This is a genomic window from Arthrobacter sp. Y3225116 (assembly GCF_059091245.1).
Genome location: NZ_JBNHGL010000006.1, coordinates 1 through 18,578 on the forward strand (window position 1 = coordinate 1; position 18,578 = coordinate 18,578).

Annotated in this window: 9 protein-coding genes; 3 read left to right on the forward strand and 6 right to left on the reverse strand. The window is 58.1% G+C overall.

The window, feature by feature from the left end:
- Positions 1–1,280 precede the first annotated feature (1,280 nt).
- A complete protein-coding gene (locus tag AC5RV2_RS01470) occupies positions 1,281–1,820 on the reverse strand; it encodes a mismatch-specific DNA-glycosylase (protein WP_494090846.1) in 540 nt (179 codons plus the stop codon).
- Between the two features lie 206 nt (positions 1,821–2,026).
- On the opposite strand from AC5RV2_RS01470, the gene AC5RV2_RS01475 reads away from it, so the two are divergent.
- From AC5RV2_RS01475 to AC5RV2_RS01485, 3 genes are all read left to right on the forward strand, one after another.
- Positions 2,027–3,289, forward strand: a complete 1,263-nt coding sequence (locus tag AC5RV2_RS01475; protein ID WP_494090847.1) for an exonuclease domain-containing protein — start codon at positions 2,027–2,029, stop codon at positions 3,287–3,289.
- Positions 3,290–3,479: 190 nt separating this feature from the next.
- Positions 3,480–3,812 (forward strand): hypothetical protein, encoded by a 333-nt coding sequence (locus AC5RV2_RS01480; protein WP_494090848.1) that lies wholly within the window; start codon positions 3,480–3,482, stop codon positions 3,810–3,812.
- A gap of 119 nt (positions 3,813–3,931) precedes the next feature.
- Positions 3,932–6,988 carry an ATP-dependent helicase gene (locus AC5RV2_RS01485; RefSeq protein ID WP_494090849.1) on the forward strand — a complete coding sequence of 1,019 codons (3,057 nt, stop codon included), beginning with the start codon at positions 3,932–3,934 and terminating at the stop codon, positions 6,986–6,988.
- 63 nt (positions 6,989–7,051) lie between these two features.
- Here the strand turns inward: AC5RV2_RS01485 and AC5RV2_RS01490 are convergent, their stop codons facing one another.
- The 5 genes from AC5RV2_RS01490 to AC5RV2_RS01510 all read right to left on the reverse strand — a co-directional run bounded on the left by AC5RV2_RS01490 (position 7,052) and on the right by AC5RV2_RS01510 (position 18,167).
- Positions 7,052–9,670, reverse strand: a complete 2,619-nt coding sequence (locus AC5RV2_RS01490) for a DEAD/DEAH box helicase (RefSeq protein WP_494090850.1) — start codon at positions 9,668–9,670, stop codon at positions 7,052–7,054.
- Positions 9,667–11,802, reverse strand: coding sequence for a site-specific DNA-methyltransferase (locus tag AC5RV2_RS01495; protein ID WP_494090851.1), 2,136 nt, complete (start codon positions 11,800–11,802; stop codon positions 9,667–9,669). Before AC5RV2_RS01495 ends, AC5RV2_RS01490 begins: the two co-directional genes overlap by 4 nt.
- 85 nt (positions 11,803–11,887) lie before the next feature.
- On the reverse strand, positions 11,888–13,396 hold the full coding sequence (locus AC5RV2_RS01500) for an AAA family ATPase (RefSeq protein WP_494090852.1): 1,509 nt from the start codon (positions 13,394–13,396) through the stop codon (positions 11,888–11,890).
- On the reverse strand, positions 13,393–15,954 hold the full coding sequence (locus AC5RV2_RS01505; protein WP_494090853.1) for a hypothetical protein: 2,562 nt from the start codon (positions 15,952–15,954) through the stop codon (positions 13,393–13,395). Before AC5RV2_RS01505 ends, AC5RV2_RS01500 begins: the two co-directional genes overlap by 4 nt.
- 506 nt (positions 15,955–16,460) lie before the next feature.
- Positions 16,461–18,167 (reverse strand): ATP-dependent nuclease, encoded by a 1,707-nt coding sequence (locus AC5RV2_RS01510; protein WP_494090854.1) that lies wholly within the window; start codon positions 18,165–18,167, stop codon positions 16,461–16,463.
- Positions 18,168–18,578: the final 411 nt, after the last annotated feature.

The following is an 18,578-nucleotide window of genomic DNA, read 5'->3' on the forward strand; positions in this document are numbered from 1 at the left end:
GGCGGAACTCCGCCCCATAAGCCGTGGGCATGGTCAACATCCTTCCACGAGCACCAGCTCGCTAGGTCAAGGAGTCAACAAAACCGGGGGCAGTCCCGAGCTATCAACTGCTGGCCGGACCGTTGGCGTGGACGAAGTCGAACGGTGGGCCTTCGCCACCGGCAAGTAAATGACCCTCTGTCGGCAGAAGCCTGATTGGCCCCCAGCCTCAGCCACCTACCGGACTGGATCTGGCGCGCGGCAGCCACGCGCGTGGAGATACCTAGTGCCGAGTGCGGTCCGGTGCGAACGCGCTCACTGCGCCGCACGGGGTCTCCTCGGTGGCCGCGTCCTGGCCAGTTGCCCGGGGCAGCGTTAGGCACAGACAACTAGACCTTCTACCGTCAACAACCGCACACGACGGCGGAGCTCGCCTACTGGGCAGCGCGCTCGCGCGTGCAGGCAGTGTGCACTGAACCTAAAGCCGATTGTCCCTTTGGATCATGGTTGGGAGATTCAGTCGCAGCGAGCGTAAGGTTACGTCCGCACAACTCACATCGTGCCGCATAGTGTCCCAGCACCAATCAACTTGAATGTGCTCCTGTCCGTTGGCACGTGGTTGTATGTGCAAGCAATTGGTAAAGGGCAGCGTTCTTCTCGCGACCGTGGTCGCCCAATGCCGTCCACGTGAAGTTTTGATTTAATAACATTGCGCACATGCCCGCGATGGGCTGAAGATCCTACCTAGGTGGATGAGATGACTGACTCAATAGATGATTGGTACCTCGATCACGCAAACGACGATATGGGCGATTCCCCGGACGACGAGTACGTTGAACCGCAGTGGCCGGACGTTCCGACCTCAAGCGACTAAGTATTGTCGAGGTCGGTCGGCAGCGTGTAGCCGACCGCTGTCCGAACTCCTCAAGACCATGTCAGCACTTTCATGCTCGCAGCTGAGGGTATGAGTCCTGGCATCACGCCGTTCCTAGTGGACCCGCAAATCGGAATCGGCGGCGCAGCCTTCAACGTCCGGCGATCGAAACAAGCGTGGTCAAAGGCTTCTTCATTCCGCAGCACATCAGGGAGGTCAGCTTCGACAACGTGGCCGCTTAGTTAACCGAGATCCTGCAGGAGGCGGACCGACCCAGGTAACGGAACCTCGCCTCTGCCGCGTGGCGCGCCCCACCCACGCCGCGGTGCATTCCCTGCGTATTTCCGAGACACTGTTCAGGGAAAATCCTTGCAGACTCCAGATGGCCCCGGCTATCTGGAGCGAGGGAAACAGGCCCGGACGAGCGTCAAAGCTGCGCCCAATACTCCTGCAGAGAAGCAAGCGTCTTCTTTACCGTGCCCACTGCTTCATAGGGGCCGGGCATTACGAAAACCTTGGAAGACGAGATCACACGGTCTGGCAAGAAGCCGTTGCCGCCAAACCTGCCAAGCAGTAGCTCAGCCGTCTTTTTGAAGGTGAAGATCACTAGTTCAGCGCCGTGTGCTTCCAGCTTCTGCTCCAGGAGGAATCTTCCGAACCGAAACTCTTCAGGTGCGATCTCTGAAGCACGTGCCGTCGGCCGTTTGACAATATCGGTGAAACCGATGCCATGTGCCACGGCCGCATCGTCGTCGTAGGAATACTCGTTACTTTCCAGCACTCCAGTTTGCCGCAATCGTCTGAAAAGATTTCGACCCAAGCTTCCCTGATAGTAGTGTCCAGCCTCAACACTGACCGGGGCCGGGTTGATACCGACGATAACGGCTTTGGTATCTGCGGGCCACAAATCAGCCAGCGTGAGGCACTCCGCACCCATCCACTCTTCGACGCGTTGATGACCTTTCATCAAGCCCTCCTTAGCTGAGCTTACTTTCACGTGGTGTCGTTCACAGGCAGAGCCTATGTCCTATAATCGAGCGTTTACTTCATTGCACGGCAAATGAGTAACTCGAAGATAGAACATACTGTCATATTTCAAAGCGCTCCCTGATAACATCGCCCGCCAGCGATAAGGTCATCCCGTACAGCCGAATCATCTTGGGGGACAGGAACATGCAGCAGGGTTATTTTGCGGTCGTCGACACCGAAACAACGGGACTTTTCCCAGGCACCCACCACCGAATCGCCGAAATCGCTGTCGTCACTCTGGACCGGCGGGGCAATATCGTGGACCGGTGGGAGACCCTCGTCAATCCTGGTCGCGACCTCGGCAAGCAGTCCATCCATCGGATCCAGGCACGCGACATCCTGAATGCGCCGTCCTTTGCGGACATCGCCGACGAACTGTCCTGGAGGCTTTCCGGCTCCGTGGTCGTAGCCCACAACTTGTCCTTCGATGCGCGCTTCCTTGACGACGAGTTCCGTCGCGCCGGCCAGCCTCTGCCCGACTTCTACCTTCCGCAGGGGCTGTGCACCATGCGTATGGCCCGCGAGTACCTTCCCGGAGCCGGACGGTCGCTGCAGGATTGCTGCGATGCCTTCGGCATCGCTCTGCAGAACGCCCACTGCGCAGGCGACGACGCAGAAGCCGCTGCCGTGCTCCTGTCCAGGTACATGGAACTCGACCCCAACCTGAACGACTGGGACATCCTTCTTAACCATGCCGCCGGCGCAGCTTGGCGCAGCGACGCGCCGGCTCCACTGCGTTCCCCCGCACTGCGCTCCTCCGGCAGTCAGGAGGACCAGCACTTCCTGGAACGCATCGTCGTGCGTCTTCCCGAATTCACCGGTCCCGCCGAGCAGGTGGAGTACCTCGCGCTGCTCGACCGCGCCCTGATGGATCGTTACCTCTCGGCCCACGAGGAGGAGATACTGGTGCAGACTGCGAACGGCCTGGGCATGAGTCAAATTCAGGTCACGGCACTGCATGGACAGTATTTCAAGCAGCTGGTCGACGCCGCGTGGGAGGACGGCGTCCTCACCTCCGAGGAGATCAGCGATCTCGAACAGGTCGCGGCGATGCTGCGCATCTCTCCGGCAGCCGTCGAGATCGCTAAGCAGCCGCGGCAGGTCCCTACCGCGGACCGGCCGAACGTTCCGACCGGTGCCGGGGAGACGGCCGGGACCGGCGCCCTCCGCCCCGGAGAAATGGTAGTCCTCACCGGTGACATGTCGCGGCCGCGCAGTGAGGTCGAAGACGCCCTCCGGGACGCCGGCTACATCCCACATCCCGGTGTCACTAGAAAGGTCAGGCTGTTGGTAGCGGCCGACCCTGATTCCCTCTCGGGGAAGGCCCGCAAAGCGCGGGACTACGGCATTCCCGTCGTCGGCGAGAGCTACCTCTGGAACAACCTTCTGAGTCGGCCCGCTGGCTGAACGGCTTTACCCCCTTCTAAACCGCTGGAATCTGCCACGCCTGCAGATGCCGGCACTCACATGTTTCGAACTAGCGCTGCACTCTCGTTTGTCGTCGGGCCCATCGTTTGCGGTGTTGGTGGAACAGACATTGTGGGTGGCGACTAGGTTATTAGGAGACCAACTCTCAAATCCAAGGACATCCACGACCATGAACCACGATGAACACGATGAAACAGTACTCTTCGATCTGCCAACTGTCCTCAGCTCGGACCCGGTCAATCGAGAAGAGCCTCGCGTAACCTCTGATCAGGTTGCGAAACTTCGTCGAGCCTTTGACGCCGCAAGGATCACTTCCATGGCCGAGCGCCAGCAGATCATCGAATCCTGCACGATCCGTCCTGTCGCCCACATTCGTGATTTACTCGCCAAAGACGTTCGCCCAATTCTCAACCGTATCAACGAGCGAAAGAGTTCGGTTGGCTCGGCCAAAGGTTCTGCTTGGGACAACCGTGAAGAGGACACTTGGATCGACAAACTTTAATTCGATGTCATTCAGCGAGCCAAGCACAGCTTCAGTGATGGGGCGGGGCACAGTGCCGGAGTGATCTTGTCCCTGCAGAAGCGCTTCCTCAAAAATTGTGCCCTAAACTGTAATTACTGATGACGCAGAATGTAACCGGTGACGCCTATCGTTTTCGGTCGATTCATCTGACGATAATGACAGGGGGAAAACGCGTGAAATTCAAGTGGGTCCGCACGCCCAAGGAGAAGCAGGCGAAAACACCCGCTCCATTCGCTGACAGGTCCCCAGATCTGTCTTCAGCCGGAGCGCCTTCTGTCTCGGTTGCGTCGGCAAAGCCGGTGACTCCGACGCAAGCGGCTCGCAAGATAATGAGCCCCGCACAACCTTTAACTGCCCCAACCATTGGAACCAGCGTGCCGCTCGCCGCGCCAAGCCGCCCCGAGTCGCCGACGTCCGAAATCCCCCTGCTCGAGGGCGACGCGGCCGAGGCTGTCGCCCATAGGGGAAGCCATATCCAGATCATCGCTGCAGCGGGCTCTGGCAAGACGGAAGTTGTCTCCCAGCGAGTCGCGAAACTTCTCGCGGACGGCGAGCCACCGGAGTCAATCGTCGCATTCACGTTCACGGAGAAAGCTGCTGCAGAGCTTAAAGAACGTATCCGCGAACGCGTGACAGCGGCTCAGGGAGCGGAGGCGAGTGACCAGCTCGGGCGGCTGTTTGTCGGCACTATCCACGCATACTGTTTTCGGATGCTCCAGACATACGTGCCCCGCTACGAGACGTACACGCCCCTGGATGCGAACCAGCTCACGAACCTGCTGTACCGCGAAAGCTACCTGCTCGGAATTAAGAAGTTGTCGGCCACGCAGGGTACCTTCCAGAGCATCGCCATGTTTCAACGGGGTGTGGACGTCATCGAGAACGAGATGATCGCTGTCGATTCTTTGCCCGAAGATGCTTTCAAGGCGGCTGTCACCGAGTATTACGCAATGCTTGACCGCTACCAATTCATGTCCTTCGGTACTCAAATCGTGCGCGCTGTCGAAGCGCTTGAGGACCCCGAAATCCACGCGGCAGTTACGGCACCTATTCGGCATCTAGTTGTTGACGAGTACCAAGACGTCAACCCCGCGCAGGAGCGCCTGATCACGCTTCTGGCTAAGCCACACGGCACTGCCGACGTTGTCGTTGTGGGTGATGATGACCAAGCTATTTACCAGTGGCGTGGGTCTGCGGTGGAGAATATTGTGACGTTCGAGCACCGCTACCCGAATGTCAAGCAGTTCCGGCTCCTGACCAATCGCCGTTCCCGTCCCGGTGTGGTCGAACTTGCGAACGCCTTCGCGAAGACGATCCCGGGGCGCATCGATAAGGAGATGCAGCCTTTTCGTGAGGAGGACGGACCGTCCGTGGCGTTCAGCCGCGAGCCAGGGACGGAAAATGACGAGGCGGAAGCGATCGCGAAGCAGATTATTGAGTTTCGCGGCAAAGGCGTCGAGTACAGGGACATCGCCATCCTAGTGCGTGGCAAGGCTGCCTATCCGGCTATCCTCGAGGCGCTCGCGGCCAAACGGATCCCCGTCCAGCCAGGCGGGCGCACTGGTCTGTTCGCGCAGCCGGAAGCCGAGGTATTCGCCGCCACATACTGCTGGCTCGGGAGCGTAGATTGGTCGCCTGAGCAGCACGGCGCACGGCAGCCCGTCTCGCTCGATCGCCTTCTGGACGACTACGCGCGCATCTTCGATCTGACGCCGCCGACCCGCACCGCGCTAAGCGAGCACTTAGTGAAGTGGAAGAAAAAGGCACTCGCCAGTGAGTTCAATGAGAGTCTCGTCGGGGACTTCTACGTTCTCGTCGAGATGCTCAGCGTGAACCGTTGGGACCTCACTGACGATCTGACCCGGAACAGGCTGGGCACGCTCGCCCGTTTCACTAACGTCCTCGCGGACTACGAGGGCGTGAGCTGGCGTTCGCGTAAGGATCCGAACAATCCCGGCGAGCAGGTCGGCGCTAGGAGCGGCGGCGAGTGGTTCTACAAGAACTTCGCCATCCTGCTCTCGAACTACTCGGTCGGGAGTTACGATGACTTTGCCGGCGAGGAGGATCTCTTCCAAGACGGTGTGGCGCTCGGAACAGTCCACGGATCCAAGGGGCTTGAGTGGCCGGTCGTCTTCCTGCCCTCGCTGGTGACGACCCGCTTCCCATCGAGCAAGAACGGCAATCGCCAGAACTGGCCACCGTCGCTGCATGGACGCTTCGACGTCGGACGGTACGAAGGCACGGACGCCGACGAGCGCCGTCTTTTCTACGTCGCCGTCACGCGGGCACGCGATGCCGTCCTGCTCTCCGGTCATGCGCGCATGAAAAACGGCAACAACCGCCGTGCTTCGCGCTATTACGACTTCGCTCGTCAGGCCTTCAACGGCGACGGCATACCGACGTCGATCTCCGGCAAAGGCGGTAAAAATGACGCAGAACTGGCCATCACGTACAGCGATCTGGCCGCATTTGACTCGTGTCCGCGCAGCTACATGCTAAAGACCCAGCTCGGCTTTATGCCCGCAATCCAGGCCGAACTTGGCTATGGCAATGCAGTACACCACACCATGCGGGTACTCGCGGAGAAGACTAAAGCCACAGGGACACTCCCGACGGAGATGCAGATCAACCAGCTGCTCAACTCTGAGTTTTTCCTGCCTTATGCCAACAAGGCCGGCCACAAGGAGATGCGGGAGAAGGCTCGCAAGCTCGTCCACAGGTACGTCACCGACCATCAGTCGGACCTTTTGCGTACTTGGGCTACCGAACGTCCATTCGAGCTGTACTTGGATGGGGTGGTTGTTTCAGGCCGAGCTGACGTGATCTACGACGAGCATGACGGCCAAGTGGGAAGTCTTGCGATCGTCGACTACAAAACCTCGACCGGCGAGCAGACCAATCCACTTCAGCTCCAGGTCTATGCCAATGCGGGACGCCGCGAAGGGCTCGATGTCTCTGCCGCATTCATCCACGACCTTGGCACGACACAACGCCACGACGTCAACGTGGATCATCACGCCATCGCGAATGCTGAGGCTACGGTGATAGCCACGGTCGAGAGCCTGAAGCGGCGCGAGTTCGACCCTAAGCCGGAGCGCTCAAAGTGTCGGATGTGCGACGTCCGGAGGCTGTGCAACGCAGCGAAGGCCCGGTAGCCGCAAAGCTGCAGGCTTACCGGACCTTCGCGTGCGACTGGACGTCGTGCCGTCAGTGCTCCGTTACGTCGTGATAATGGCGAGGTCAGCGACGTAGTCCACGGCGACGCCCGAGTAATAGAAGTCGACCGCTGACGTCTTCCCGTGCCGCACCGCATCCCTCACGTCAGGACTCTTCATATCCAGAACCCGCAGCGAATTTTCGAGCTGACTGATGGCCTCAATCCGGTAGAAGTTTTCGCCGTACTTCTCGGCGAAGTCCGCCAACGCCTTGAGCTTCATAACTGCGTCGTCGAGGTGATGGCCGTGCGGGTCCACAATCGATGCCTTGACCTCGCCATTCACCTCGTGGAAAAAGAGGAAGTCTGGGTGCATTGACCTCCAGTTCCCCCGCCCGTCGCGGTAGGCGATGCCCAGCGAGTCAACAGCGGCACGGGACGGGTTTCGGTACCAGCCGATGGCCTTCGGACGAGCGAGTTCCGAGAGAACAACCTTCCGTTCCCAGCTGTTGAGCGAGCTCAAAGGGAACTGTCCGTTGTCATCGGACATGAGGTGCAGGCTCGCCAACGGGGCGATGCTGACCTGTTCGTCGTCGTCCACGACCTGGTAATCCTCCATGCGGGAGCGCGGTCGGCCAAGGGACCCTCGCTGTGGATCGATCGCCATTGCACGGATGTCCTCGTACTCCTGTTGGCGCTCGTCAGAAAGTCCCTTAAGTTCCACACGCGCGTCGGCGAACCACTTATCAACGATCTCGGTCGCTTCCTGGTCGACCTTTTCGCGGACTTCTTTCACTGTTGCCAGTGCTGCTGACTTAACGAAGGCGGCGCGCAAACTATCGTCGTCTGGGTCCTCATCGTCCGGGCCGGCGAGGTAGTTGACGTATGACTGCGCTATGTCGGCACCGAATGCCTTCTTCGCATCCTCGAACGCGGTGCGAATCGCACGGTCGTCAGCCCGCTCTGCAAACTCCCGATAGGTGAGCTTGGACGAACCAACTTTGCCGGAGATTTCCTGAACATTGACGTCCCAAACCTTTTCGACGGCTGCATCCAGCAGCTTGGAGTATCGAGCGGCATAACCGTCGAGGATCTCGTGCATCTCGTCTTCTGCATCGCGCAGTGCCGTTGGTCTGATCCCGTCCTGCGCGAGGGCCTGAGCGAGGGCGACAAGCCGCTTTACGGGACGTGCACCTCGTTTGGGAAGCGTTTCGGTGGGCAACCCGTCCCACGCTGACCAGACGGCGGCTGCGATCTCGGGATTGGGCCGCAGCTCGCGCCCGTCGAGCAGGATCTTCTTGCCTCCGTTACCGGGCATTTCCTCAAGCTGGCCGGTGAGGTACTTGACGACCTGCCCGGCAGTGGTTCGATCGAAGAACGGCAGGATGCAGTCAACCGAGTTGAGCCGCTCGTCACCGGGCACACGACGGGCGAGAGGGCTGCGCACCATGCGGCCTAGCAACTGGGTGATGTGAGTATTGTCCTTCGCCGGGCGGAATGACACCATAACCTCAGCGCGGGGGCAGTCCCAACCAGTGGAGATCGCGTCCTTAGCGATGAGCACTCGAACCTTTTCAGTCTCCTCGACACGTTGAGGTTCAATCCAGTCGACCTCCCACGCCCCGAATTTCTGTGGGGTGCGCTCACCGAAGACGTGTCGAACGTTGACTCCGTGGAGTTCAGGGTACTCGTGTGCGATCGTGTCCAGAGCACGACCGATGTCGTCGCCTTCTGGCAAGTTCGGCGTCTGCAGCACAAGGAGTGGCTTCACCGCTTCGAGAGATCCTTGGGACTGTGCGTATTTGGCCCAACGCTCGGTCGACTCGAGGAGCTTTCGAGCAGCCAATCGGACGAGGGTAGTGTCGAAGTTGCCAGCCTCGTTCGGGATGTTCAATGCTACGACGTCCTTAACAAGGCCGGACTCCTGTACCCGGGAAGGGTCCACAATGACGGCGGGGTAGGCGCGGCGGTCCTTGCTCGCATCGGCTGCCTTCATCGCATCCTGAAACCGTTCGATGGTCGCTGAAATGCCCCACACGATCGGAATTGGGGGGTAACCAGCGTGACCATTGACAAGCTTGCGGACGATCGTCGGCTTGTCTCTGGTCGCATTCGTGTTGAAGCCGCGGTGCGCTTCATCAAGCACGAGGTAGAGAGTTAGGTTCTCATCCGCGATGGTGTTCGCGATCGTCTCCCAGATTGTCCACCCCTGCATGTCCGGTGTGACAGCTTCGGCAAGACCGGTGAGCTGCTCTCCCGGGTTCTCAACGTGTCCCCTGGTAAGAAGCGAGTTCTTCGTCAGCTTGCCAGTGTTAAGAAAATAGACTTTGCCCGGGTCTAGCCGCGCCTTTGCGAAGGGTGACTGGATCGTCACGAGGTTCGACGGCGAGAACTTCTCCGATGCATCCATGAGACGCATTCGGGTCTGATCGTTTAGGTTCGGGTCATCGGAGAACCACATGACCACTGCGCCGGGGTCTGGTTCAAAATCAATGTGCTCGTTGCCGTAGAACAAAGCCTCAATCGCAGCCGCCGCCATTACGGTCTTGCCTGCGCCGGTAGGCGCAGTGAGAGAGAATGACGACTCGCGCCCGTCACGTTCAAACTCTGTCTTGGCACGTTCAAGATTGACGAGCACATCAGCGACGGCGTCTTCCTGATAATCCTTGAGTGTGTATTTCACAGCGAGTTCCTTCCCGTCTCAATCTCGAAGTTGCGCAAATACGCCTCGTAGAGGCGGACGGGCTCTACTTGCTCAGGCAATGAACGCACGACCGACTCGAAGAGTCGGTCCTCGTCGGTCACAACATAGACGAGTCTCACGCCGTTGTTCGCTTCAATTTCTTTGAGGAACCGTTCCGTTTGGTTCATATCCGCGATGATGCCGTAAGTATCGGCAACATCCCAACCCGCTGATAAGTCATCTATACGTCGGCCTCGCGCCCCTGCACGAATCCAGAGCAAAGCCGCAACTTTACCAAACTCACGGTTCGACGATACACGAAGGGCCGATTCGTAGGTCAGTTTGAAAAACTCAACGTTCTCTTCGAGCCCGTCGCTCAGGGGATAAGTGTCGCCAAATTTGTACTCCCCATCAACCAATGTATTTGTGCTGGCAATTCCGGTAATGGCGGCGGAAAGGCGAGGCTTTGTAATGTATTCACATATCCCGTACATCTCCCATTCGGGATCTCCCGGTCGGACCCCTCTCGCGCGAAGTCGTTTTTCTTCACCCGCGGACACCTCATTATTGGTGACGAGGATCGATTGACGTCGTCCTCCATCCTGCGCGTTGAGGCGCATGACTGCGTGGGCTGTGGTACCGGAACCTGCAAAGAAGTCGATAATGGTCGCCGTTGGCTTATCCCCGACAAAGAGGCGCAGAGTATCCTCGACGGCATACAGGGACTTTGGGTAGGGAAATTCCCGATCGGGAAGGAACTGATAGAGCAATCCGGACCCATATTCGCTTGCACTATGAGCCGGTCGCGACCATACCGTCTTCGCCACTGTCTTCTTAGAATCTGCCGCGGCGTATTCAACAATGAGGGAACCGTCGGCAGCACGGCCTCGAACCACGATGTCGCCGTTTTCGATGCTCTTCAGGTTTGGATCCGTCAAGTACCACAGCGGAAACTCTCCGGATTCGATATTGACCTTCCCTGTCTTCACAGCCCCCATCGCGAGAAGCTCGTCAAACTTTTCCTTGACAACGGACCACCGTCCCAAAGTGCCGTCAGGTCGAGGCGTCGGCCAAACCGCAACGGTACCTGGCGGCGGAATCAGGTCCTGTCCGTCACTGTCCTCAGCTGGTACGTCTCCGGAGCTATGAATCGAACCATCGGCGACTCGGATAAATATCGGATAGTAGGCCCCGGGGGACTTCGATCTCACCCCATTCGCACCGGTCCGCGTTAGACCGCGCCAACGAACTCGTACACTCGTCAGGCTCGGCACCTGTCCGTGCATCGAGTCGAGTACTCGGATGGGTGCAGCAGAACCGAAGGCTGCAAATATGACGTACTCGTCGATCCGAGCAAACCCGTTCTCGGGCGTACCCTTCGGGTTGATCACCACAGAGGTCGTGGTGATCCTAGCCTCGGGAAGCGTTTGCTCTAAAAGCAAAAGGAGCCGCGCATACTCGTTCTCGTCAATCGTAACGACAAGAACGGAGTTGTCCGAGTTTAGCAACTCCTTAGCCAGAAGAAGCCGTCGCTCCATAAAGGCCAACCATTTCGAATGACGGTAGAGGTCGTCATCCTCCACATAGTCGTTGTTGTACTTCCAATCCTTTGCGCCGGTGTTGTAGGGCGGATCGATGTATATGCAGTCGACCCTGCCACGATGGGTGAAGAGCAGCGTCTCCAATGCGTGGAAGTTCTCAGCATTAATTACCGTGTGAAACGGCTTGTCTCCACCACGCTCGACCTTCCCCGTGGACACCAGCCCTGGGTAAATTGGATCCCGGAACTCTGCGACAACAATGAGGTCGCCCAACGGAACGCTCTCGGTTGCATCTCCGTCAATGGCCTCCACAGTTGCTGTGACTGCTTCAGCTGTTCGGTTGATAGACAGAACGCGCCACAGTCGATCATTCTCGGCCGTTCGGGTTGCCCCGCGTTGCGGCAACAGCCGAACTTTGTCACCTCTGTGAACCTTGCGGCCGGGCAGTTCGACGGTCTCGGGCACGTGCCGCTCGAAGTTCAGGCCGAAGGCGCGGCGGTCGGTTAGGGCGTCTACCTCGCGTTTCAGGTCGGCCGCAAGCGACGGGTCATTAGCGCTCAAGCGCCTGAGCAGATCATTGAGCCGTGACATCATTTTCCTTCGTCGATATTGTGCTGTATACTGCGCGAATGGGGCCAGGCCAGAGTCAAAGTTGAGCTACCCGCCAGGGAACAAGCTACCCGTCGTCGGAGACATCGATGCGGCCGCGAGCGAAGGCTGCGAGAATCCGCTGATGAGTCTGCCGAGGCAGTTGCCGGTTACCCGGCTCTCCGAACGGTGTGCCAGGACTGGCGGGTGCTTCGGCGAGCAGCTCGTCGAGGCCCGTCCGAGCCACCATCAGGAGCCCGTGCGTAGCGCGTGTGCACGTCACAGCAAGTCGTCCGAAGGCCGAATTGAATGAATCGAGCTCGGCTGCCCCGTTGAGCGGATGGATAGCGACCGTGATTCCGTTCGTTTGACCTTGGTACGAGTCGACCGTCGAGCTCACGATGTCTTGATCGGTGAGGTCGTACTTTTCCTGCAATCGGATGACTGCCTCCGCGGCGTCATCGACGGCCTGATTGCGTGTCGCAAGGATCGCAACCAACGGGTCCTGGTTGTTGCTACCAGGTGCCACGACAGTACTACTACCTGTTGGTGCTCCGCCGTCGTCATAGTCCACGGTTTGGAGTGTCACGCCGGCGGCGAAAAACTCGTCGAGCAGTGCTTCGATGAAGTCCATCAGTGGGAGGTCGACGTCGGCTGCCTCGGGATCGGCCAAGCCATCGACCTCAAGCAGCGTAGGAACGCCAGTGCCGATCTGTCGCCAAATCTCGGTAATTGGACCGCCCATCGCTCCCAGATCTAGCGTCCGGTCACCTTGCGCTGCGACGCAATCAAGCGATTTCCATTCTGGATAGAAAGCCCGCCAAAGGCCAAGGTGTCCGGCAGATGGACGCCACACCGCGGGAAGTTCCCTGACCCACGTACGGGCGTCGTCTTCGTAGTCCGTCGGCCAGGCCCGGTATGGGTTGTACCCAGAGTCACCCCTCCAAGGATTCTCTCCGATCTCAAGCGGTGGAAGTTGGCCGACGTCGCCGACCGCCACCCACTTGGGCGCTGCTTTGGCGACTTTGTCGAACAGGTGATGCGGAATTTGCCACGCTTCGTCTACGAACATGGCGTCGAATGCTACTGAACCGTTGTATCCAGCACCAAAGTGATCACGCAGCCGCTTGAGCTCCCCTGGTGCACCCAGGCGGCTGCACGTGGCGATCACGACGGTGACGCTTTCTGGCATATGTGAGGTAGAGGTGACAACTGTAGCGAGGTCGTGCACTTCCTGAGGCACTTCGCCCCACTGCTGGGCCGAAATAAGAAGACCTACGCGGTCACGCCCTAGTTCTTTGCCGAGCGAGGCGGCGAGCGGTCGCACCTGCTTGTTTGTGAATGCGACGACGGCGATCCGCTTGCAATTTGAACGCGCATCCGCCTCAGTTACAAGGCGCTTCAGAGCATAAGACTTACCTGCGCCCGCGGCAGCTTTGAGCAGAATCCGGTCTATCGGGGAGGCTCCTGACAGCATGTCGGCAAGTTCCCGACTCGCCTCGTCCGAGACTGCGGAGTTTCCTGCAGCGGCAGCGGCATGGTGAATACCATCGGTCGCCGTGACGTCTGGCGGTGTGAAGTAGTCAGTCAAGGTCACTCCATGTCATCCATCGTCAAGTGGGCCGGAACGCTTTCGTTAACTGCCGTGTACGGATTGCCTACAACGGATCCAGCTGGTGACACCTCGAATCCATCTCCGTCTCGCACAGGTGGCCATGCCTCAGGGTTGAGCAGACCGCGCGCACGGCGATCGGCCAGTTCGTCAGACCACTCCGCTTCCCGGCTCTCGTGGGAACGGCAGCACCACGCATGGAGCTGGGGCTCGTCATCGTACGAGCTGATCTCACAATTCGGCCCCGGAGCCGACTGTGTATCTGGTCGAGGCTTCGTGACATTTAGGTAGCGGTCGCCCTTCAACGCTGAGAACCAGTCGAAGTCCGCGACGACGATGCGGTCGCCCGCATCCAAGTGGGGAAAGACTTCCGTTAGCCAGACGCGGTGCGATTCGGGAGCATCCTCGGGAAGCGCAGCCCGGTGGAGTGGCCCGATACTCATACCGTCAATCTTGAATGCGCCTTTTGGGGACACGTCCACAGATGTCGTCGCTGCTTCGACGCAGGGCTCGCCATTCCGGGCGAGCATGACGATTCGTGAGCCTTCTCCGATCCGGCGCGAGTCGACATCCAAAACTAGCGGGATCTGCGAGACGACCGTCGCAAATGCGACCTGTCGAGTGCCAGCAGACGTCGCCAGGTCGTGCGCCGTCTGTGGATTCGAAAGTGCCAGCAGTTGTGTGTTGCACCGGCCATCGCTCTCGATCATTGGAACGTGCGTATTCCGCCAGAATCGGTACGTGCGGCCGAACCGGACTAGGTCGGATGCGTGCAATGACAATCGTCTACGCCACACTTCCTGGGCGTCACTCTCGACCGTGCGATAGGCCTCGCGGAGCTTTGAGACCGGGAGCTTCTCGATCACGTCCAACGCACGATGGAGGACAGCGCACTTGTAGGCGAGTTCTTTAGCTACAAGATCTTGATACGCCTGTGGATCTGCGGGACCGGTTCGTGCTGTGCCACCTCGTGCTCCGGTCAGTGCTGAGTGAATTGCGTCGGACTGAGAGTTTGCGAGTCGAGCGCCCGGTGTGTGGATGCTCTTCTCGATGTCGTCGGCGAACGCACGGTGACTCAATGAACCTTTGTCCGCAGTCTCGGCCCACCCGACCAGATAGTCGAGACGGCCTGCATTCGTCGAGGGTCCGCCAGCGACAATGTGCCTCGCGAGTACGTCACGCACGTCGATGATCGGGCAGCGGAGTGAAAAAGCGCGGGCGCGGTCTTCCTCAAGTAGGAAAGAAACAGCGGTCCTTTCAGCCTCGCTAAGTGGTGCTGGCACTTCTGCCGGCTCGCCGTCGAAGGTTAGAGGTGGGCGCCCCATATCTTTGTCACGCTGCCAACGCAGTCGGCTCAGTTCAACACCGGCGAGATTGTCGGCAAGAGACACGAGAACGTCGGCAGTTACTGCGTCCGGGACAACGATATGGATTGCGCTGGGCCCATTCGGGCGGGCCTTCCGTTGATCGCGCATAGCGAGGTTCAACGTCTTTCCGAGTGTCCGCATGACCTTGCGTCGCGTCTCTGGAGATTGAGGGTCATCGTAGACGTAGGTCTGCCACTCACCTCGGCCTTCTGAGGTGATGCGCTGGATAGCCAGACCGTGAACACCGAGAGCGGCGGCGTCGGACTTGGCTATGACGACGTTTACGGTACCGGCGCGACCTATCTGGTCGACGCGCAGCTGGCCTGTGGGCTGGGCTACGCCGTGGAGTGTGGCAACGATATTGGCGGCTACTGACGCGGGTACGCGCCCGATCTTGCTTACGCCGTCGACCAGGCCAAGCGCTTGTGTGCGCAAGTCACGGCTGATGCCTAGCTCAATGAGCAGGTCGCTCGGGTTAACCGACTTTCGAAGCTCATTTCGGCAGAAGGAAAAGAGCGTGCATGTGGTGCATGACGTTGGGCTGAACGTTGCGTTCAGATGAGAGACGAACTGCGGCAGCGGCGTCGACTCGTCATATCCTGATGCAGCGGCTTCGGCACGACGCTCCGAAATGCGGAGCAGTACTTCTTCCTTATGATCGTGCAGGTTCTCCACCACAGGCTCTGGCTGTAGGAAGGAATTCCGTGGGACCGCCAAGACCCCGTGTGTGTGCACGTCCATTCCCGCAGGCAGCTGGGACCATGCGCTACAGGATTCTGCACCGACCGCGACCTGAAGGAAGCCCTTGAGCATGCGTGAGTCCTCGATACGAGAACGCAAGCGCTCGTAATCCTTGGCATCACCGACGATGATCCAGGATCCAGTTCCTTCCGCCGCTAACTTTGGTGCGACGACGGCGAAGTCTGGCTTGACATCAGTTGCGCGAGAGTTTTCGAAGCCGACGAATGGAATGGCCAGGCCGTAGATGAGCGTGGTCGCACCTGTGGCGTGTGCGCGCTCATGGGCATGAGCTAGGAGGCGCGCGGTCCTGTCCACGTTGACGTGTGCGTTGACGGTAACGACCTCGCTCGGACGATCGAGACCGAGGTAACCGACGGCTGCTGTTGTAATTTTGCCGGCAAACGATTCGTGACGAATGAGACGCTCAAACGTCATGGCACGCATCCACCGAGCCTGCGGGATGCCGCCAGCCGTATCCGCAAAGCCCACCGCCTTCGCGAGGTTCCGTCGGGTCAGTCCCGTAATAAGCGGATCGGTGCCTCGGAAGCGGGCGCACCCTGCATGCGAGGATGAGGCCACGGCCCCTGAGCCGCCTCCAACTGAACTTGTTGCCAATACTCCCCCCGCAATGCTTTGCAGTTGACTATATCCTTTGGACAGGGTTTATCCCGTTCCGACGCACGCACAATGGAAATCGGGGTCACCAGCAGGGAGACCAGGGTTTGTCGGTTGATCGCTGGCTTGTCGACCCGAAAGGGTAGCTTCCCGGCGGGCAGATGGATGGGCTTGGCAGATTTGCTGCGCCGGTAGCGCGGCCGGCCCTTCTCGGCTCTACAAACATTCAACAAGACGTGCTAGTCACCCAAGGCCGCTATTAGGTACTATCCCCTGCACTGCTTTCGCCATCTTTTTGAACAGTCGACCATTGCTGGTTCAACGAGTCATCGTGCAGCTGCCTTCGCCTTGATAGGAAGTTCGCGACGGATCAGTTTATATGACGAAGGCAAGTTCATGGCGGTAAGTTTGGAAAGAACGGATCCGACGACTTCCTGTTTCTTGATTTGTCTACGCCGCTGAATCAGCAGTTCCTCGGAAGTACGCTTACTAGGGTCCCGAACACCACAGGTGTCTAGCATAACATTGCGCGCAACAGGAGCAGCCACCAGATCAACATCCATCGACCACCGAAAACAGTAAAAGTTTGCCTCCGCCAGTATGGCAGCGGCGCGTCCGTGATCTTTCCAAAGATAGGTGAGCAAGGCTAGCCGGTCCGCTGGCTTTTTTACTATCTCATTGATTAGGCAGTCATTTTTAAACTCTTGACGATACTGCGGAAACCCCTTTGCATTGCGACTACTGTCGACATCATCCTGGGTATAAGGCAGAAAATAGTCCTTATCCACGACAAATGCAGAGTCGATCTCGAGACTCTTAAGTAAATGATACATAAAATTGATATTTGTAACCCCGTCGAGAGGCATTATCGTCATATTGAGAGCTTCCAAGTCGCCATGACTGTCGCTCATAAGATGGCCCACCACTACGGCATCGATGGGACTTTCTGTGATGATAACGAAATCCGCAAAGAAAAACTCTGAATTTCGCCGCTTATGGAATCGATAGTACGCCTCCCTGTCCATGCCATTTGAAGTAAAAAAGTCTTCGGGCAGCTGACTAATGCTCATCTCGATATCACGTCGGCTAGACCGAGCCCTGCGGCAAAGGACTACTTGCTCGTGATCCAAAGCATCGATCATCGTAGACGAGTGGGTAGTGAAGAGAATCTGCAAGCCCATGCTACGTAGATTCTTGAGAAGCTGCATTTGTGCCTGTGGATGAAGATTCTGCTCAGGTTCCTCAAATCCCAAGATGTAGGTACTGTTTTCAAGCTCCGCCAAGTACGAATACAATGCAAAAACCGCCATGCTTTGCGTTCCGCTTCCGCTGTCCGAAAGCCGAACACTTTGAGTCCCTTCGGTCACGTGCAGTGTGAGATCTTTAATCAGCATCGAGTAATCGGGGACGTCATCATACTTAAGTGCATACTCAAAAGCGCCATTTAACGGCGTCTTTCTTCTCAGTTGTTTGACCAGATTGTCAAGAGACTGATTTTTGATTGCCTCTGCCAGGCCCCTAATTTTCGGAGTAATATGGTCTCGCTGACGTCCGTGGTTCACGCTAGCTTCAATGACGCGCTCCATAAGCCCATCGGGCCCCCAACCAGCAACATGGTGGTCACGCCTCAGGGGGATAAAGGCGTACGATATGAATCTGCGCAGCTCTGATTGAAAATCTTGAGGTGCTTTAACCCAATCTCGATCAACATAGATTTCCCACAGCGGCTCCCTCTTGTATCTCAGGCGAGCTCTAACGAAGTCACTACCGACACTAGAACGGGGAATCGAACAATCTGGCGGAGTTTTTGCAAACGTAACATCAATTATCGCTACTGCCGATGATCTGAAGACGTGCTGCCCGCTTTCGAATGCGTCGCGTTCATCCTCAAAATTGAAAAAGGCGTTAAGGGCACGGAGAACGGAAGTCTTCCCGGAACTGTTCTGGCCGACCAGTGCCAGCTCATCCCCAATGCGGATATCCGCGCTGCGAATGGCTCTAAATTTTTCAACCCTAAGTCTGATGAGCTTCAAGTCTTCCCCCTGCAGTAAGTGTTGGCGCATAAACGAAAGAGTCCCGGCGAATCTTCACGTTGTTAATCTGACCCGTGCGCAGCATTCTACCTAAGAGAAACAGAATTTTTGTAGCCGCGAACTCGTCACGGAAAGCAAGGCTACTTACAGAGGTGGGGCCGATTCTCACCAAACTGCTTCCGCTATATCCTGCTTGGCGCCGACTGGACGTAATCCGGCCTCGGCTGAGCCACAGGCGATTGGTAGCAGCTGCGAGCCTATCCGCGGTCACCAGCAACGCTGGGCACGGGCTGGGATACGACCTTCAATGGGGTTGTCCGGAACGCATTCCATCTGGTTATTGTTCGCACGTGCATTCGCGTTCTTCGCTGCCTCCTGGACCACAGTGAGTAATGAACGCGCACATCGGGC